General features: G+C 70.2%; 2 protein-coding genes. Both read right to left on the bottom strand.

What is annotated here, in order from left to right:
• Positions 1–20 precede the first annotated feature (20 nt).
• Positions 21–1,076, bottom strand: coding sequence for a hypothetical protein (locus AMD30_RS00190; RefSeq protein ID WP_231632603.1), 1,056 nt, complete (start codon positions 1,074–1,076; stop codon positions 21–23).
• Positions 1,073–19,393, bottom strand: coding sequence for an amino acid adenylation domain-containing protein (locus AMD30_RS00195; protein ID WP_055474357.1), 18,321 nt, complete (start codon positions 19,391–19,393; stop codon positions 1,073–1,075). The genes AMD30_RS00190 and AMD30_RS00195 overlap by 4 nt, the downstream gene beginning before the upstream one ends.
• Positions 19,394–19,797: the final 404 nt, after the last annotated feature.

Consider the following 19,797-nt stretch of genomic DNA (forward strand, 5'->3'; position numbering starts at 1 on the left):
AATCCCGGGAGGCTCGACGACTAGCAGGTCCCGATCACGCCTCCCCGCAGCGCCACCTCCATCTTGCGCACGATCGAGCAGTCCGCCGGACCACTCCCGGCAGACCCCATGGGCTCCACCCGCTTGACGGCGGGAGTCGGGGACACCTGCCGGACGACGGGTGCGGCGACCTCCGGGACGACGACCGGCGCGGATGCGGCGTGCTTGGCCTGATGCGGGACGACGGACCGTGCGGTCGCCACCTCCCCGGCGTCTGGGCGCAGGTGCCGCGGTCCGCTGATCGGTACCTTCCAACCCTTGTCGTAGCCGTGCGCGGCGCCGATCGCGACACCGGCGGCGACCGCGGGCAGCGCGACGAGGGTGGCGACCACGGCCGTCCCCACCAACGGCCCGACGACGAGTCCGGTGGGCCACAACGGCAACGTGAGAATCAGACCCAATGGGGCACCCACCACGCCACCGACCGCGAGGGCGAGGGGCGCTGCCACGCCTGCACCGATGACCCCGCCGACCGCCGCGTCGCCGACCATCTGCTCGGCCACCCGGTCCGCTCGATCGGCCGAAACACCGTTGCTGCGCAACACATCCGAGATTCCCTGCACGATCTCACCGGAACCCGCCGAGATCTGCGCCGCCAGTTCCGGCGACACCGCATTCGGACGGGTCATGTCGAGGTTGCCGACCCGGACCCGGTCTCCGGCATCGGCGGCAGCGACCGGCACCACGACCTGACCCAGCGGCCGCAGGTTCCTCGGAGCCGGCGATCCAACGGCCGAGCCCGCTTCTGGCCACTGACCGACCACAACGGGGGCGGCGTCCGACACCAACGAGGCGTCGACGTGCGCGATCCGGAAGGCGTTGCCGGACAGCGCTTGTTCCCCTGGAGTCGATGTCGTGGGTATCAGCGGGACGGGCAGGGCGACACCGGGCGAGGCCGCCTGGGCGAGGGCCGGGACCGTCACCGTGAGCGATGCGGCCAATGCGCAGCCGAGCAGGGCGCCGGCCGGGCGGCGACCGCGCGGACGTGGGCACCGGTGTGCGCCGGATTTGCCGATCTTGTCCATGGACGACCTCATTTCTTGATGGTGAACCGATCATCGTGAGAAAACGCTAACCCCGAACCGGCCTTCCGCGTGGCACTTTCGGGCGTCAGGTGCTCGTCGAGCACGGCGGCGATCTGCACGATCGCCTCGTTCTCGGTCATCCCCAGGTGGTGGGAGTCCACGTCGACATTCGTGATGCTTCCCCGGATGTGGCGACCCCACCCGTTGGCACCCACCGCATCCGGTCGTCGATCGCGCACGGCGGTGAAGTAGAGCACGTCGGCATCGACGACCGGCGGGTGCCACTCACCGGTCGCACGGATCAACAGGTTGTAGGCGTCGGTCAGCCGCTCGATCGTCGCGGCATCGATGCCGAATCCGTCTCCGAGACGCTCGGCGATCTGCTCGGCGGCGCGTTCGGCGGTCGCGTCCGAACTCACGAAGTCGATGCCGAGCACCGGTCCGAGGTTGCTGATCAGTTCGCCCGCTGTGACGGCGGTGATCGCCGACGTGTCGACGCCGTCGGCCTCCGTGTCGAGCATCGCCAGCAGCGCGACCTCGTGACCGGCCGCGCGCATCTCGGCGGCCACCGCGTGGGCGATCACACCTCCCAACGACCAGCCCAGCAGGTGATACGGCCCGTCGGCCTGTACCGCCCGGATCTCGTCGAAGTACCTGCGCGCGATGTCGGACATCGTCGTGGGACCGGGCACCTCACCACCGATCTGCGGCGCCTGCAGGCCGTAGACCGGCCGGCCGGCCGGGATGTGTCGGCTCAGCGTCTGGTAGCACCAGGCCAGTCCCGACGCGGGATGGATGCAGAACAGCGGCGGCTGGTCGCCGTCCGGGCGGATCGGGAGCAGCACGTCGAGTCCCACACTGCGCGACCCGGGGCCACCGGGCCCGGCCGCGGAGTCGTGTTCGGGGTCGACCCCGGTGCCTGTCCCGGCCTCGATGCGCCGGGCGAGGTCGGCCGGACTCGAATCGGAGAGCATCCACCGGATCGGGATCTCCACGTGCAGCTCGGTCTCGAGATCGTTGACCACCTGCACCGATCTCAGCGAGTTGCCGCCGAGGGCGTAGAAGTCGTCATCGGCGCCGACTCTGGGCACGCCGAGCACGTGCTCGAATGTCCGCGCGATCTCGGTCTCCAGCCACGACGACGGTGCGCGGAACCCGGAGGCGTCGCGCGGCGGTTGCGGCAGACGAGCCCGGTCGAGCTTGCCCGAGGCGGTGAGCGGCAGCGAGTCGAGCACCATCACCGCCGTGGGGATCATGTATCCCGGAAGCGCTGCCGAGGCGAATGCGGTGACCTCGGCGGTGTTCAGCGAACCCCTCGCATCGCCGCGGTTCGGCCCGGACGGCACCAGATAGACGGTGAGATAGTCGACCGCGTCGGTGGAGGTGACCGCGGCCGCCGCACGGGCAACATCCGGATGCGCGGCGAACACCGCCTCGATCTCGCCGAGTTCGATGCGCAATCCGCGGAGCTTGACCTGGAAGTCGCTGCGTCCCAGGTACTCCAGCTCACCGCTCCGGCGACGACGCACCAGGTCACCGGTGCGGTACATCCGGGCGCCGGCGGCGAACGGATCGGCCACGAACCGATCGGCGGTCAGGCCGGGACGTCCGTGATAGCCGCGCGCCACCTGCGTACCGGACAGATACAGGTCTCCGGTCACGCCCACCGGCACCGGCCGCATCCGCGAATCCAGCACGTAGGCGCGGGCGTTCCACACCGGTGCCCCCATCGGCACCGCACCGTCGTCGGCCGTGCCCACCGCGGAGGCGGTCGCGTGCACCGTGAACTCCGTCGGCCCGTAGAGGTTGTGCAGCTCCACTCCCGGCAGCGCGCGGCGGGCGGCGTCCACCACGTCGGGCCCGAATGCCTCACCGGCCACGAGCAGTGCCCGCAGCGACGTCACCGAGCCGACGGGCAGGGCATCGGCGAACACCGCCAGCATCGACGGCACGAACGACGTGACGGTGACCCGGTGGGCGGACATGACCTCGGCCAGGTATCGCGGATCGGTGTGGCCATCCGGTCGCGCGATGACCAGCCGGGCACCCACCGCCAGTGTCGCGAACAGTTCCCACACGGACACGTCGAACGTCGCAGGGGTCTTCTGCAACACCACGTCCGCCCGGTCGAGGCCGTACTCGGTACAGATCCAGCGCACCTGGTTGACCACCGAACGGTGCGACACGGCAACACCTTTGGGCCTGCCCGTGGAACCGGAGGTGAACAGCACGTAGGCGAGGGCATCTGGGTTCAGCGGTGTGATCCGGGCGTCGTCGGTCACCGGCGAGTCGTCGAACTCCGAGAGGTCGACCGCGTCGAGTGAGGACAGCACCAGCACGGGCGCGGCGCACTCGATCATGTAGTCGATGCGCTCGGTGGGATGATCCGGGTCGATCGGCACATAGCCACCGCCCGCGGCGTGCACCGCGTACATCGCGGTGAGCTGGTCGAGCGAGCGCCGCATGCGAAGAGCGACCAGCGCGTCCGGACCCACTCCCCGAGCGATCATCCAGCGGGCCAGCCGATTCACTCGCCCGGAGAACTCCGCATAGCTCTGCGAGACCGTCCCGGAGACCACCGCGATGTCATCGGCGTGTGCGAGAGCGGCTGCGGCGAACATCGAGGCCAGGGTTTCGGCGGAGTTCACGTCGTGCGACGTCGCGTTCGGACCCTCCAGCGCCGCATACCGTTCGGCGTCGTCGAGCAACTCGACGTCGTGGACGGGACGATCGACGTCGGTCGCCATGGCCTCGAGCATCCCCACCAGCCGCTCGACGAACCGCTCCACGGTCGAGGCGTCGAAGAGGTCGGCCGCGAAGGTGACCCCGCCGGTGATGCCGGCCGGCGCGCCGTTCGCGTCGTAGGTGTCGGCCACCGTCACCTGCAGGTCGAACAGGGCCAGTCCGGTGTCCGGTTCGACAGCCCGCACCGACAGTTCGGGTAGTTCGATGTCGGTGGTGGAGATGTTCTGGAACGCCAGCATCACCTGGAACAGGGGGTTGTGGGCGTCGGAGCGGACGGGGTTGAGTTCGGAGACGAGCCGCTCGAAGGGGACGTCGGCGTGACCGAACGCCGCGAGGTCGGTGACGCGCACGTCGTCGATCAACTCGCCGAACGACATCCCGCTGCGCACCCTCGTGCGGAGGACGAGGGTGTTGACGAACATGCCGATCAGTTCGTCGAGCTCGCGTTCCCCGCGTCCGGCGTACGGGGTGCCGATGGCGACGTCGTCGGTCGCGGCGAGCCGGGCGAGCACAGCCGCCAGCGCGGCGTGGAAGACCATGAACAGGGTCGTGTTGTGCGCGCGGGCAACCCGCTGGAGCCCGGCGTGCAGATCGGCGTCGACGGTGAGGCCGACCGAGCCCCCGGCGTAGGACTGCGTGGCCGGGCGCGGCCGGTCGGTGGGCAGTTCGAGGAGCGGTGGTGTGTCGGCCAACTGCTCCGCCCAATAGTCGATCTGCGCGCGCAGCAACGAGTCCGGGTCCGACTCGGAACCCAGGACGGCGCGTTGCCAGATCGCGTAGTCGGCATACTGCACCGGCAGCGGCTCCCATCCGGGCGCCTCCCCCTGCGTACGCGCGACGTAGGCCGTCATGATGTCCCGCGCGAGCGGCGTCAACGACGACCCGTCTCCGCCGATGTGGTGCAGGACGACGGCGAGCACCCATTCGTCACCGCCGAGCTCGAAGAGCACGATGCGCGTCGGCGCCTGGGCGGTCAGATCGAACGGTGTCCCGATCAGATCCGAGATCGCCTGGTCCACCTCGTGTTCGGCGAGCCGGGTGACCTCCATCGGGACGACGTCGGCCTCGGCCGGGAGGATCACCTGGGCCGGCTCCCCCTCGGCGAAGGGATACACGGTACGCAGGATCTCGTGGCGGTCGACGACGTCGCCGATCGCCCGGTGGAGCGCGTCGACATCGAGGCTGCCGGACAGCCGCACCACGATCGGGATGCTGTACGCGGGCGACTCGGGTTCGATCCGGTTCAGGAACCACATGCGCTGCTGGGCGTAGGACAGCGGGACCCGTTCCGGACGAGTGTGCGCCACCAGGCCGACGCGTCCGGTGTCCGCGTGGGATTCCGCGCGCGCCGCCAGCCGCGTCACCGTGGACGCCTCGAAGAGCATCGCGACCGGGATCGTGGTGTCGAGCGCCGCACCGATTCTCGCCACCACCCGGGTGGCGGCGAGGCTGTTCCCACCGAGGTCGAAGAAGTCGTCGTCGGCACCCACCGCGGCGCCGACGGACAGGACGTCGGCGAACACTCCCGCGACAATCTCCTCGACCGGCGTGGCCGGCGCACGGAAGCTCCTGGTGGTGACGACGGGTGCGGGTAGGGCACGCCGGTCGAGTTTCCCGCTCGGCGTCAGCGGGATCTCGTCGATGACCACGACCGCGGCCGGAACCATGTACGACGGCAGGACCTCGCCGAGCCCGGCACGCAACTTCTCGCCGACGAGGGCGACGCCCGGCGCGGGCACCACGTAGGACACCAGGCGCATGCCGATACCGGGGTCGTGCCGCGGAACGGTGACGGCGAAGGCCACCGCGGCCCGGTCGGCCAGCGCCGCGTCGATCTCCCCGAGTTCGACCCGGAAACCATGCACCTTCACCTGGAAGTCGTTGCGTCCCAGAAATTCCAGTCGTCCCGCAGAGTTCCGGCGGACGATGTCACCCGTCCGGTACGCGCGTTCTCCCGCACGGCCGGCGGGGTGGGCGACGAACCGGGCCGCCGACACCCCCGGGCGGTTCAGATAACCGCGCGCCAGCGCGGGTCCGGAGAGGTAGAGTTCGCCGGCGACCCCGTCCGGCACCGGGTGCAGGCGCGGGTCGAGCACGAGTGTCTGCATTCCGGCGACCGCCGACCCGATCGACGAACGTTCCCCCACCCGCATCGGAGCCGTCGCGGTGGCCACGATGGTCGTCTCGGTGGGGCCGTACAGCACGCGGAACTGCCTGGCGCCGGCCGGATCGGTACCCACCCACCGGCTCACCAGATCGGTCGGCACCTCGTCACCTCCCGACAGGACGACCCGCAGGTCGTCGAGCCCGTCCGGGTCCACCGAGGCCAGCGCGGCCGGGGTGACGAATGCGTGGGAGACGCGGTGGTGGCGGAGGAAGTCGGCCAGTTCCCGACCGCCCCGCATCCCGGTGGGTGCCACCACCAGCGTGCCTGCGGCGCTCACGGCCAGCAGGATCTCCAGCAGCGATGCATCGAAGGACGGGGAGGCGAAATGCAGGACCCGCGGGGCTGTTCCGCCGGATCGGTCGGCGTGCAGCGTGGCGAGGTAGTCCGCGACGCCCGCATGCGAGACAGCGACACCCTTCGGCACGCCGGTCGAACCGGATGTGAAGACGACCCACGCGGTGTTCGCGGGTCGGACCGGGCACACCCGATCGGACTGTTCGATCGGCGAGGACGACTGTTCGTCGACCGCTGTGGTGGTCGCGGGATCGTCGAGGACCACCCAGTCGACCGCGCCGGACAACGCCGGTCGCGATTTACATGTCGTGATCCCCAGTGACGCAGCGGAATCGGACACCATCTGCTCGATGCGTGCAGCCGGGTAGTGCGGATCGACCGGAACGTAGGGGGCACCCGCCTTCACGACGGCCCACCACGCCACCAGTGAGTCGGCCGACCGCTCGACGGCCACCACCACCGGCCGCTCCGGTGCAGCTCCGCTCCGGATCAGCTGCCGAGCAAGACGATTCGATCGGCGATCGAGGTCACCGTAGGACAGCTCGACGTCGCCGGCGATCACCGCCGCACCGTCGGGATCGATCTCGACGGCGTTCGCGAAGACCTCCGGCAGCAGCCTGGGCTCGGTCACCGCACCCGATCCGACGACCGACAGCAGTTCGGCGCGCTCGGTGCCACCGAGCCAGTCGATGTCGCCGACGGGGGTCGACGCGTCGGTGACGATCGCATCGAGAACGAGCTGCAGGCGGCGGACGAAGACCGCCACGGTCGCGGGGTCGAAGAGATCGCGGGCGAACATCATCGTTCCGGAGATCCCCTGCGCCGCTCCGGTGTCCGTGTACGACTCGGCGAGCACCAGCTGGAGGTCGAACTGGCAGATGCCGGTGTCCGCCTGCGCACGGGACACGCGCAGGTCCGGTAGTTCGAGGTCGACGCCGGACAGGTTCTGGAACGCGAGGGCGACCTGGAACAGCGGATGGTGAGCGGTGGACCGTTGCGGATTGAGTTCGGAGACGATCCGCTCGAACGGTACGTCGGAGTGCTCGAAGGCGTCCAGGTCGACATCGCGGACGCGGTCGAGCAATCCGGCGAACGACTCCGCGGCGTCGAGATCGGTACGGAGCGCGAGGGTGTTCACGAACATGCCGACGATCGGTTCCAGGCCCGGTTCGCCGCGCCCGGCAACGGGTGTGCCGATCACGACGTCGTCCCCGCCGCTCAGCCGGCCGAGGACCGTCGCGAGCGCGGCATGCAGGACCATGAACAGCGACGCGCCGTGAGCGCGCGCCAGAGCGAGGAGCTGACCGTGCAGGCGGGCGTCGATCGCGACCGGCACCTGCCCGCCGGCGAGTGTCGCCACCGGCGGACGCGGCCGGTCGGTGGGCAGATCGAGCACGTCGGGGGCGTCGGCCATGGCCGACCGCCAGAAGTCGAGCTGGCTGCGCATCAGCGAGTCCGGATCGTCGTTGCGGCCGAGAACCTCTCGCTGCCACAGGGCGTAGTCGGCGTATTGGATCGCCAGTGGCTCCCAGGACGGTTCGCGTCCGGCGAGCCGGGCGGTGTAGGCGGTCATCACATCTCGCGCCAGCGGCGCCATGGACTGCCCGTCCCCGGCGATGTGATGGACCACGAGCACCAGCAGGAAACGCCCGTCGGCCCGCGACCCCGGGACCGCTCCGGCTCCGTCCGGATCGACCGCGACCACTGCCACCCGCATCGGCACCGACGCGGTCACGTCGAAGCCGCGACGGACGAATCCGACGACGACGTCCTCGACCTCGGCGACAGACGCCCGGACCGACTCCAGGATCACCGGGGCCTCGTCGAGGAGGAGTTGGCATGGCTCGCCGTCGGTCTCGGGATAGATCGTCCGCAGTACCTCGTGCCGCCCCACGACGTCCCCCAGTGCCTGCTCGAGTGCCGAGAGGTCCACGTGTCCCGTCAGCTCGAGGACCACCGGGATGTTGTAGGCCGGCGACTCGGGCTCCATCCGGTTGAGGAACCACATCCGCTGCTGCGCCAGCGACAACGGGATGCGCTCCGGACGAACGGCAGCCGTCAAGGGGGTGCGCCGGGCGCCGGGCGACGATGCGGCGAGCTCCGCCAGGGCCGCGACGCCGGGCGCCTCGAAGACCGATCGCAGCGGGATCCGGACCCCGAGCTCCGCACCCAGCCGCGCGGTCACCACGGATGCGCTCAGCGAGTCGCCGCCCAGGGTGAAGAAGTCGTCGTCGGCGCCTACTCGCCGAATCCCGAGGACCTCGCCGAAGACGGTGGCGACCGTGGCCTCGACGCGGTTGGACGGCGCGCGGAATTCCCGTGCGGCGAAGACCGGTTCGGGGAGTCGACGCCGATCCAGCTTGCCGGTCGGGGTGAGTGGGATCTCGTCCAGTACGACGACCGCGGCCGGAACCATGTAGGCGGGCAGCGTCTGCTCGAGCGACCTGCGAAGCTCGGCACCGGACAGCGACACCCCCGGGGCGGCGGTCACGTACGACACCAGACACTGCGGCGTTCCGCTCCCCCCGTGTGGGACGGTCACGGCGTACGCGACGCCGTCGCGAGACCCGAGGCGTGCGTCTATCTCGGCGACCTCGACCCGAGTGCCACGCACCTTCACCTGGAAGTCGTTGCGTCCCAGATACTCCAGTTCACCGGCACGGGAGATCCGGACGAGATCACCCGTCCGGTACATCCGGGTACCGGGCCCATCGGCCGGGCAGGGCACGAATCGCGCGGCGGTCGTCGCGGCGCGGCCGACGTAGCTGTCGGCCAGTCCGGGTCCCACGAGGTACAACTCGCCGACGACGCCCTGCGGGACCGGGCGCAGCCACGAGTCGAGCACCAACGTGCCGACAGGCCCCACCGCGGTTCCGATCGTGATCGGTTCGCCCACGCGCAACGGCGTGCTCGCGGTGGCCCAGATGGTGGCTTCGGTCGGTCCGTAGAGGTTGACCATCCGGCGTCCACCAGCCCAGCGGGCGACCAGCTCGGGGCCGACCGGTTCACCCGCGGTCGCCAGCACGCGCAGGGCGTCGAGACCGTCGGCCGGCACCGTGGCCAGAGCCGACGGGGTCAGTACCGCGTGTGAGATCTTCTCTCGCCGTACCAGGTTCGCGAGGTCAGGGCCACCGTAGACCTCCGGCGGCGACACGACCAGCCGTCCCCCGGAACCGTGCGCCATCAGCAGCTCGAACACGAAGGCGTCGAAGCTCGGTGAGGCCACCTGGAGCACCGTCGACGAGGGATCGACGCCGAGGACCGCACGCTGGGCCTCGACGACATGCGCGAGTCCACGGTGGGAGACGACCACACCCTTCGGTGTGCCCGTGGACCCCGAGGTGTAGATCACGTAGGCGTTGTCCCCGATCCGGATCGGGCCGCCCCGTTCGGCGTCGGTGACCGGGCCGGAGGAGGGGTCCGAGACGCTCGCGTCGGCCCGCGGATCGTCGAGGACGATCCAGTCGACGCTGTCGGGCAGTCCCGCCCGGCACGCGCCGACCGTGATCCCCAGGCCGGCACGGGAATCGGCGAGCACGAACTCGATGCGTTCGGCGGGCAGGTTCGGGTCCAGCGGCAGGAACGGCACCCCCGCCTTCGCCGCGGCCCAGATCGCGATGACCGCCTCGACCGACCGCGGCAGGGCGCACGCCACCACGCGCCCCTCCGCACGGCGCAGGATCTGCCGGGCCACCCGGTCGGACTCGTCGGTCAGCTGCCGGTACGACATCGACCGCTCACCGCACGTCACCGCGCTCGCATCCGGGTCGTGCGCGGCCGCGGCGGTGAGAATGTCGAGAAGGGTCGCCGGTTGCGGCATCTCGTCGATCCGACCGGCGCCGGCCTCGTGCCCGGCCGGGCGGAGGTCGCCGAGCCGTGAGCCCGGCTCGTCGGCGATTCGGGCCAGGCATTCGACGAAGTGGTCCACGATCTCACGCGCACGGCTCTCGTCGAACTCGTCCCGGTGGAACCGCACCGTGATCCCGAGTCCCGGTTCGCCCTCGCCACCGTCGACCTTCGGCGCCACGACGACGCTCAGCGGGTAGGGCGTGGCGTCGAGTCCGGTGATGCCGTCGACGTGCAGTCCGGCCGAGGCGACCAGCTGTTGCAGCACGTCCTCGCGCAGCGGGAACGACTGGAAGGCCAGCGCGGTGTCGAACAGGTCCGGCCTGCCCACCGCGCGGTGGATGGCCGGGAGTCCGACGTAGTGGTGGTCGAGGACCAGTGCATTCGTGTCCTGCACGTGTACCAGCAACTCACGCAACGACATCGATGGATCGAGACGGACGCGGATCGGCACCGTGTTGAGGAACATGCCCAGCGCCCGATCGACGCCGGGCAGCTCCGGTGGTCGTCCGGCCACCGCGGAGCCCAGGACCACATCCGTGTCACCGGTGAGGGTTCGCAGGACGAGCGCCCATGCCGCCGACAACGCGGTGCCGACCGTCACGGCGGACTCCGCGGCCGCCGACCGCAGGCGCGCATACTCCTGCCCGGGGAGTTCGGCCGTGATCTCGCCGGCGGCGACCCCGGTGGTCGCGGCACCGCGACGGGTCACCCGGGTGGGGCCGTCGACGTCGGCGTAGGCCCGCGCCCACGCGGCCGCCGAGGCGTCGTGATCCTGATCGGCGAGCCACGAGAGGTAGTCCCGGTACGACGCCGCCGGTCCGGCCGCGCCGATCTGCGCGGGATCGCCGTAGTACTGCAGGAGTTCGCCGAGCAGCAGAGGCATCGACCAGCCGTCGAGGATCACGTGGTGATTGGTGACGTGGAGTGCGAAGCGATCGCGGTCGAGCTGCACGAGGGTGAAACGGATCAGCGACGGCTCGGCGAGGTCGAAACCCGCGGCGGCGTCGTCGGCCGCGATCCGGCGGGCCGCTCCCCGGTCCCCGCCGGCGAGGTCGACGGCCCGGAAACGCACCTCGACGCCGCCGACGACGATCTGCCGGGGACCCTGCGACGTCGGGACGAACGCCGTACGCAAGATGTCGTGCCGATCCACGAGAGCCTGCGCCGCGCGGCGCAGCAGGTCCGCGTCGACCGGACCGGACAGGGCGATGGTCGACTGCACGGTGTAGTCGTCCACGACGTCGGGATCGAGCGTCGAATGGAAGTGGATACCCGACTGTGTCGGCGACAGCGGCCACACATCCGCGAGCCGCGGGAAGCGGTGCCGGAGGCCGTCGAGGTCGATGTCCGGCAACTCCTCCAGGTGCGCGGCCGACTCGGCGGCCGGGGCTTCCGCGCTACCGCTCGAGCGCCGGACACCGTCGGTCCCGGTCGCGACGGCGGCGAGTGCGGCCACGGTCTTCGCCTCGAAGACCGCGCGCGGGGTGATGGACAGGCCGGCGGCCTTCGCCGACGCGACCAGCTGCATCGAGACGATGCTGTCACCGCCGAGCGTGAAGAAGTTGTCGTCGGCGGTGACGTCGTCGAGCTGCAGCACCTCGGCGAACAGGGCGGCGATGATCCGCTCGGCGGCCGTCTCCGGCGGCCGTCCGCCGCTGCTCTCAGCCCGGAAGTCGCACTGCCGCAGTGCTTTCGTGTCGACCTTGCCGGATCGGGTGACGGGCATCGACTCCAGTTCGACGATCGCCGCGGGAACCATGTAGTGCGGCAATGTGTTCGCGAGTTCGTCGTGCAGTGCGTGCACATCCATCGTCTCGTCGGGCGTGCCCACGACGTAGGACACGATCGCCGGTCGACCCCCCGGTCCGCGCTGGAGCACCGTGGCCGTCTGGGCGACACCGGCGTTGCGCGCGAGGTGGGCATCGATGTCCCCGGTCTCGATCCGCAGGCCGTGGATCTTCACCTGATGGTCGTTGCGCCCCAGGTACTCCAGTCGGAGAGCGCCCTCCGCGCGTACCCACCGCACCGCATCGCCGGTGCGGTACAGGCGTTCGCCGGAACCGCGGACGGGATCCGCCACGAATCGTGTGGCGCTGACGCCCGGGCGGTCGAAGTAGCCGCGGGCGAGGCCGGGGCCGCCGAGATAGAGTTCGCCGACCACCCCGACGGGCACCGGGCGCAACCAGGTGTCGAGCACGAACGCCGACACACCCCGGATCGGCTCTCCGATCGTGACCGGCTCACCGGGCCGGAGATCGTTGGCCCCGGTCGCCCAGATCGTGGTCTCGGTGGGTCCGTAGTGGTTCATCAGACGACGCCCCGGCGACCACCGGTTCACGATGTCCGCGCCCGTCGCCTCGCCGACCACCGCGATGATCCGCAGTGCCGGCAGGCGGGACGGGTCCATCGTGTTGAGCACGGTCGGCGTGATGATCGCGTGCGAGACCCGCTCGGTCCGCAACAGGTCCTCGAGCTCGGACCCGCCGTAGACCTCCGGCGGCGCGACGACCAGGCACGCGCCGGCGCTGTGCGCGACCAGTACTTCCGAGACGCAGGCGTCGAAACCTGGCGACGCGACCTGCAGGATCGTCGAATCCGGTTGCACGGCGAACGATTCCGCGTACTCGACGACCCGATCGGCGAGACCGCGGTGGGTGATGTGGACGGCCTTGGGCCGGCCGGTGGAACCGGACGTGAAGATGAGGTAGGCCGCATTGTCGGGCCGGAGCGGGCGCGAGCGGTCCGGCCGGTCCGAGAACGCGACGCCCTCCCCCAGCGGAAGCGTGCCGGGGCCGACCAGGGTCAGCCACTCGACGGTGTCCGGGAGGTTCGGGACGACGGCGTCGACGGTCACCCCGATGGTGGATCTCGCGTCGGTGAGCAGCTCGGCGATGCGGTACGCCGGGTTCCCCGGGTCGACGGCGACGAAGGCAGCTCCGGTCCGCGCGACCGCCCAGATCGCCACGATGAGGGCGGCCGATCGCGGGACCGCGAGCGCCACTGCTGTTTCCGGACCGACGCCACGAGCGGCGAGTTCACCCGCCAGCCGATCGCCGCGGCCTTCCAGTTCGCGGTAAGTCATGGTGGCGCCGTCGGCCCGTACCGCAGGCGCCTCGGGGTACAGCCGGGCGGTCTCCGCGAGGATGTCCCGGAGCACGCGGGCCGACACCGCGGGCGGGCCCTCGATCGGGCACAGTGCGCTGCGTTCGGTGTCCCAGCACGAGGCCAGCGCGGCGACCTTGCGGCCCGGTTCGGCGGCGATCTGCCGCAGCAGCAGCACGAACCGCTCGAGCAGCACCTCGGCGGACTCCCGGTCGAGGCGGTCGACGGCGTACTTCAGCACCAGTTCATAGGTGCCGGACCGATCGGTGGCCGAATGGTCGGCTCGGCCGGGCCGGGGCGGTGTGACCTGGAGGCTGACCGGATACGGGGTCGCGTCGTGCGCGGTCAGGCCGTTCCAGCGCAGCCCCGCGTCGGCGAGCATGCGGTTGATCTCGTCGGGATCGACAGGGTAGGACTCCAGCACGGTCGCGGTGTCGAACATGTCGGCCACCCCGGTCACCCGCTGCAGCTCGGCCAGACCGATGTCGCGGTGGTCGAGCATCGCCGCCTGCTCGGACTGCGCCCGCGTGAGCAGGTCGACCACGCGCTCGTCCGGGTCGAGCCGGATTCGTACCGGAAGGGTGTTGATGAACAGTCCGATCATCTTCTCGATGCCCGGGATGGAGGCGGGACGATCGGACACCGTGTTGCCGAACACGACGTCGGACCGTCCGGTCATGATCGAGAGCAGCAACGCCCAGGCCACCTGGATCGAGGTGTTGGCGGTGACGCCGTGGGCACGTCCGAGTCCCGCGATCGCCTCCGTCGTCGCGATGTCGAGTTCGAGGCCGGTCTCGCCGACCTCGCCGGTGGCGCCGCGTTCCGGGACACCGGTGAGCCGCGTCGGGCTCTCGATCCCGGCGAGGGTCTCCTGCCACGCGCGCGTCGTCGCGTCGTGGTCGCGGGTGTGCAGCCACTGCAGGTAGTCCCGGAAGGTCCGGGGCGCCGGTAGACCGGTGTCTCCCTTCTCGTCGCCGTCGGTGAGGTACAGGCCCAACAGCTCGGAGATGAGCACGGGCATCGACCACCCGTCGAGCACGATGTGATGGTTGGTGATCGAGAGCAGGTACTCGTCGGCGTCCGCGGTCTCGCCGCTGCCCGTCCGGACCAGCCGGAAACGCAGCAGGGGCGGACGGGCCAGGTCGAACGGAGCGGCCGACTCGGCGATGAGTCCGCGCAGTGCGCGGTCCCGGTCGCCGGTGTCGGCGATGCCGGTGAGGTCGGAGTCCGACCAGTCGACGGACACGTCGTCGAGGAGGATCTGGCGCGGCCCGGCGCCCGTCTCGACGAACGCGACGCGGAGACTGTCGTGCCGGTCGATCAGCGCCTGCGCCGCACGCCGCATCCGTTCTGGTCGCAGGTGCCCGCCCAGCCGCAGTTCGGCCTGCACCGTGTAGCCGTCGGCGGCGTCGTCGTAGGTGGCGTGGAACAGCAGTCCGGACTGCAGCGCGGTCAGCGGCCACACGTCGACGATCGAGGGGTGGGCCCGGGTCCATCCGTCCACCTCCGCCTGGGTGGCCGAGACCAGCGGGAAGTCCGACGGCGTGTGCCCGCCGGCTGTCCCGGAACGCACGTGCTGGGCGAGGCCCTTGAGCGCTTGCACCCACAGGTCCGCGAGCTCCTCGACGTCGACCCGGTCGAGCACCAGGGATGCGTAGTCCCACCCGGCATCGAGTTCGAGGCCGGCCGGACCCTGTTCGGCGATCGCATTGATGTCGATGACGGCGGGCAGGGCCATCCAGGGGTCACCGGTCCCGGCCAGCGCGTCGAAGCCGCGTGCCGGCATCCAGGGACCGGTGTGGTCGCCGGTCCCCATCCGGCCCAGGTAATTGAGGCTGATCTGGGGTTCGGGCCGGCTGCCGAGCCGGTCGCGACCGATCGGATCGAGGTATCGGACCATGCCGTATCCGACGCCGTGATCGGGTGCCGCGCGCAGCTGTTCCTTGACCTGTTTGATCGCCCGCCCCGCGGCCTCGCCACCGGTCAGGGCGTCCTCGACGTCGACGCCGTGCAGCTCGAGCCGGACGGGAAAGCGTGAGGTGAACCAACCGACCGTCGAGGTGAGGTCCGCACCGGGTACCGCGGCCTCTTCACGGCCGTGACCTTCGAGTGCGATCAGTTCACTGCCGTCGTCCTGCCCGCGCCGGCGTCGCCACTGCGCGAGCGCCAGGGCCAGAGCCGCGAGCAGGGCATCGTTGGCACTCCCGTGGAAGCGCGCCGGGATGGTGGTGAGCACCGCCTCGGTCACGTCCGCCGGAATCCGCATCCGCAGACGGCCGGCGGTGGCGACGATGTCGCGATCCGGGTCGAGCGCGCGACGACCGAGCAACCGGTCGTCCGGCGCCATGACCTCTGTCCACCGATCGAGTTCGGCCGTGGTGCGCGCGGGGGCCTTCTCCACCAGGCCGTGGACCCAGCGCCGCACCGACGTGGTCGGCGGACCGAAACGCGGAGCTCTACCCTCTCGGACGTGGTGCGAGGCCATCGCCAGGTCGGCGAGGATGATCCGCCAGGAGACCCCGTCGACGGCCAGATGGTGGATGACGAGCCACATCAGGTCGGGGACGGTGCGGTCCCGATCCTGCATCCAGACGAACCTCACCAGCTCACCGGCCCGCGGGTCCAGCCGGTCGGCGGCGGCCTGGAGGTGCCGGTCGACCTCGTCGGCGTCGCGTCGTTCCAGCCACACGTGCTCCAGCGCCTCGCCGGCGTCGATCGTGCCGGGCGGGCGGACCACCACGTGCGGCTGGTCGGCGAGATCGTCGACCAGCGCGGCCCGGAGAATGTCGTGCCGATCCAGGACGGCGCTGAGCGTGCGCACCAGTTCGTCGCGTTCGTCGGCGGGCGGGAGTTCGACGAGCGCCGCCTGGCCGAACCGGTCGATGGGACCGCGTTCGAGCATCGCGTGCATGATCGGCGACAGCGGTAGGGACCCGATGGCACCGCCGGGCAGCTCGCCCAGTCCGGTGTCGTCGGCGACGTCGGACGCCATCGCGGCGAGGGCGGCGACGGTCTTGTGCTCGAACACGTCCTGGGTGGTGAACGACAGTCCGTTCGTCTTCGCCCGTGCCACGAGCTGGATCGACAGGATGCTGTCCCCGCCGAGGACGAAGAAGCTGTCGTCGGCACCCACCTCCGCCACTCCCAGGACTTCGGAGAAGAGCTGCGCCAGTTGGTATTCCCGGGGAGTGGACGGCGGCCGGCCAGACCGCGCGGAGGCGAACACGGGTGCGGGCAGGGCCCGCCGGTCGACCTTGCCGAACGAGTTCAGCGGAAGGGCGTCGAGAGTCGTGATCACAGCCGGGACCAGGTGCGGCGGCAGACATTCGCGCGCGAAACGCTCCAGCTCCGCCGGCTCGGCCCGCTCACCCGCGGCCGGCACCACGTACGAGGCCAGGACGGTCGTGCCGGCGTGGTTGCGTGCGGGCACGGTGACGGACTGGTCCACCGCGACGTGGCCGGTGAGGGCGGCATCGATCTCGCCGGGCTCGATCCGGTAGCCGCGGATCTTCAGCTGGAAGTCGGTGCGGCCCAACAACTCCAGTCTCGGAGATGCCGACGGTCCCACCCAGCGGGCGAGATCGCCGGTCCGGTACATACGAGCGCCGGGCGCGCCGTACGGATGGGCCACGAATCGAGCCGCGGTCTGACCGGACAGGTGCGCGTAGCCGCGCGCCAGCCCGGGGCCGGCGAGGTACAGCTCGCCCGCGGTCCCCATCGGCACCGGCTCCAGCGCGTGGTCGAGGACCATCACCGATGTCCCACGGATGGGGCCGCCCACGGTGACGTTCCCGGTGGGCTCGACAACCGAACTCGAGGCCGTGATCGTCGACTCGGTCGGTCCGTACTCGTTGATCATCGTCGCCGACCGCGTCCAGCGTTCGACGACGTGCGGCGCGCACCTGTCGCCGCCGACGACGACCGTCTGCAGCCGGGTCAGCGGCTCCGGTTCGACGGTCGCCAGCATCGCGGGCGTCAGGGTCAGGTGGGTCACGCGCTCGTCGGCCAGCAACCGGGTGAGTCGGTCGCCGCCGATGATCTCCGGAGGCACGATCACCAGTGCGGCTCCGGTCGCGAAGCAGGTCAGGAGCTGTTCCATCGACGCGTCGAAGCTCGGGGACAGCGCATAGGACACCCGCGACTCGGGCCCGAGCCCGTACGCGTCGGTCCGGTCGGCGATGAGACTCGCCAGGCCCGAGTGGGTGACCTGCACACCCTTCGGCACACCGGTCGAGCCGGATGTGTAGGTCAGGTACGCCACGTTCTCGAGCCGCGCACGCACCGCGCCGTCGGTGCGGGCACCTGCGCCCAGGTCGTCGGCGCCGTCGCCCTGCGCGAGGTCACCGACGTCGATCCGGATTGCTGCCGGCGGGACGCGATCGGCGAACTCGTCGACGGTGATCGCGGCCCGGGCGCCGCTGTCGGCGAAGATGTGCTCGATCCGCTTGCGCGGGTACTCGGGATCCACCTGAACGATCGCGGCCCCGGTCTTCGCCACCGCCCAGACGGCCACGACGGTGTCCAGGGATCGCCGCAACAGGACGGCGACCGACTCCTCCGGCGCACAGCCGGCGGCCAGCAGGCGATGCGCGAGTCGCGACGAGGCGGCATCCAGTTCGCGATAGGTCATCGATCGCCCCGGAGCGCAGACCGCAATCGAATCATTATGGCGCGCAACGGTGTCGGCGAGTATCTCGGCCAGCAGCCGTGGCCGGGCGGCCTGGGCGCCCCGGACGGGGAGCAACGTCGCGCGCTCCTGCTCGTCGAGCAGCGGGAGTCGTCCCACGTGGTCGTCGGGCGCCCCGCCGAGGAACTCGTGCAGGAACATCAGGAACCGACGGTGGTGCGCGGTGAGCTCGTCGGGGCTGTAGATGTTCGGATTGCCCTGCAGGTCGATGTGCGTGCTGCTCTTACCCGCGCCCGGGTAGATGTTGACGAACAGATCGGACGTCGGACCGGAGGTCAACACATGCAACCGCCCGGTGACCTCGCCCAGGACGACCTCGCTGTCGACCATCATGAGGTTCACCGCGGGCCCGAACGCCGCCGACTCGTCGCGCGCCATCCCCATGTCGGCGAAGATGTCCTCCTGGCGGTACCGCTGGCGGCGCAGGGCGCTCAGGAGCTCGCCCTGCACGGAGGTCACCACGTCGCCGAGGGTGCGGCCGGCGACGGGCACGCGCAGCGGCACCACGTTCGCCACCATGCCGCCCGACCTGCGCAGCACGGCCGAGTGCCTGCCGGACACCGGCAGACTGAGGAGCACCTCGGCACTTCCGGTCATCCGCGCGAGGTACGCGGCGAAGGCCGCGACGATCACCGGGGTGACGCCGCCTCCCTCGTGCGCGGCGACGTCGAGGAGTCGAGCCGTGTCCTCGGGTATCGGCGCGCTCACCAGGATCGGGTGCAGCGTCGGCTTGCCGTGCCGCCCGGCCAGCGTGACGACCGGTGGGGCGCCCTCGAGGTGTTCGCTCCAGTACTTCCGGTCGTTGTCGTGACGGGTCGACCCCGGATACGACGCATCCTGGGCGATGATGTCGGCGATGTCGCTCGCCTTCGACGGCGGGGCCGCGTCGCCGCGAACGGCAGCGTTGTACAACTCGGTGATCCGCCGGACCATCGTCACGGCGGCGAACCCGTCGAGCGCGATGTGGTGGGCACGGAGATACCAGATGTAGTGCTCGTCCCCGACTCGGTAGACGATGCTCGTCATCAGGTGATCCGCGAGCAGATCGAGCGGTCTCGTGTAGTCGAGCAGCATCAGCCGATGAGCCGAGGCGATCGCATCGGCCTCGTCCCGCAGGTCCACGGTGCTCACCGGGCCGCCCTGCTCGGCCACGTACTGCCGTGGTGCGCCGTCGACGACGATCAGACGGAGGTGCCCCGATCCGAACTCCCGCCCGGTGATCCGGCAGACCCTTGCCAGCAACTCGGTGTCCAGCTCGCCGTCGATGTCGACGTACTGCGCCACCGAGATCGGCAGATCCCCGGCGAGGTGCTGCGCGAACCAGATCCCACGTTGCGCGGCGGACAGCGGCAGCGAGTCGACGCCGGACTCCGGTCTCGTCGGGGCGTCGGCGCCGACCGGTTTCGGCGAACGGCCGTCGGTTGTGGGCTGGGTCGTCGCGGCATGCGCGGACGGGTGTACGAGGTCCTTGTCGGAGATGGTCACTTGGCCTCCATGCGTTCGTATAGATCGCACTCGTCCGAGGCGGGACGACCCGAGCGGACCCCGCAGACCACGGGACGAAGAATTCCACGACCCCGCGCAAGATCAAGCCAAGAAGCCCCCCTGGAGAGCTGTCGCCCCGTCGACAAATCGGAACATTACTCCCGATTAACATTCGCCGACATCAATTTTCGGCAAAGGCAAAATGTGGGTAAAGGTGCGGTAATGAGACCTGGGATAACGTCTCGAAAACGTCACGAAACATCGAATGGTCTAATCGGATGAGTTTCCGGAAAAGGGTGGATTTTCGTGCATGTCTCTGATTTTCAGTTACGCATGCGAAAAAATCGAATGCGGATTCATCATTCTTGGCTTTATTGTCAAACTACAAGCGACAGTTGATATTT

This window comes from Gordonia sp. HS-NH1 (assembly GCF_001418765.1).
In the GTDB taxonomy this organism is placed as follows: domain Bacteria; phylum Actinomycetota; class Actinomycetes; order Mycobacteriales; family Mycobacteriaceae; genus Gordonia.

Excerpts from the sequence above, each read along its gene's own strand:
- AMD30_RS00190 (WP_231632603.1), bottom strand. The coding sequence starts at position 1,076 with ATGAGGTCGTCCATGGACAAGATCGGCAAATCCGGCGCACACCGGTGC.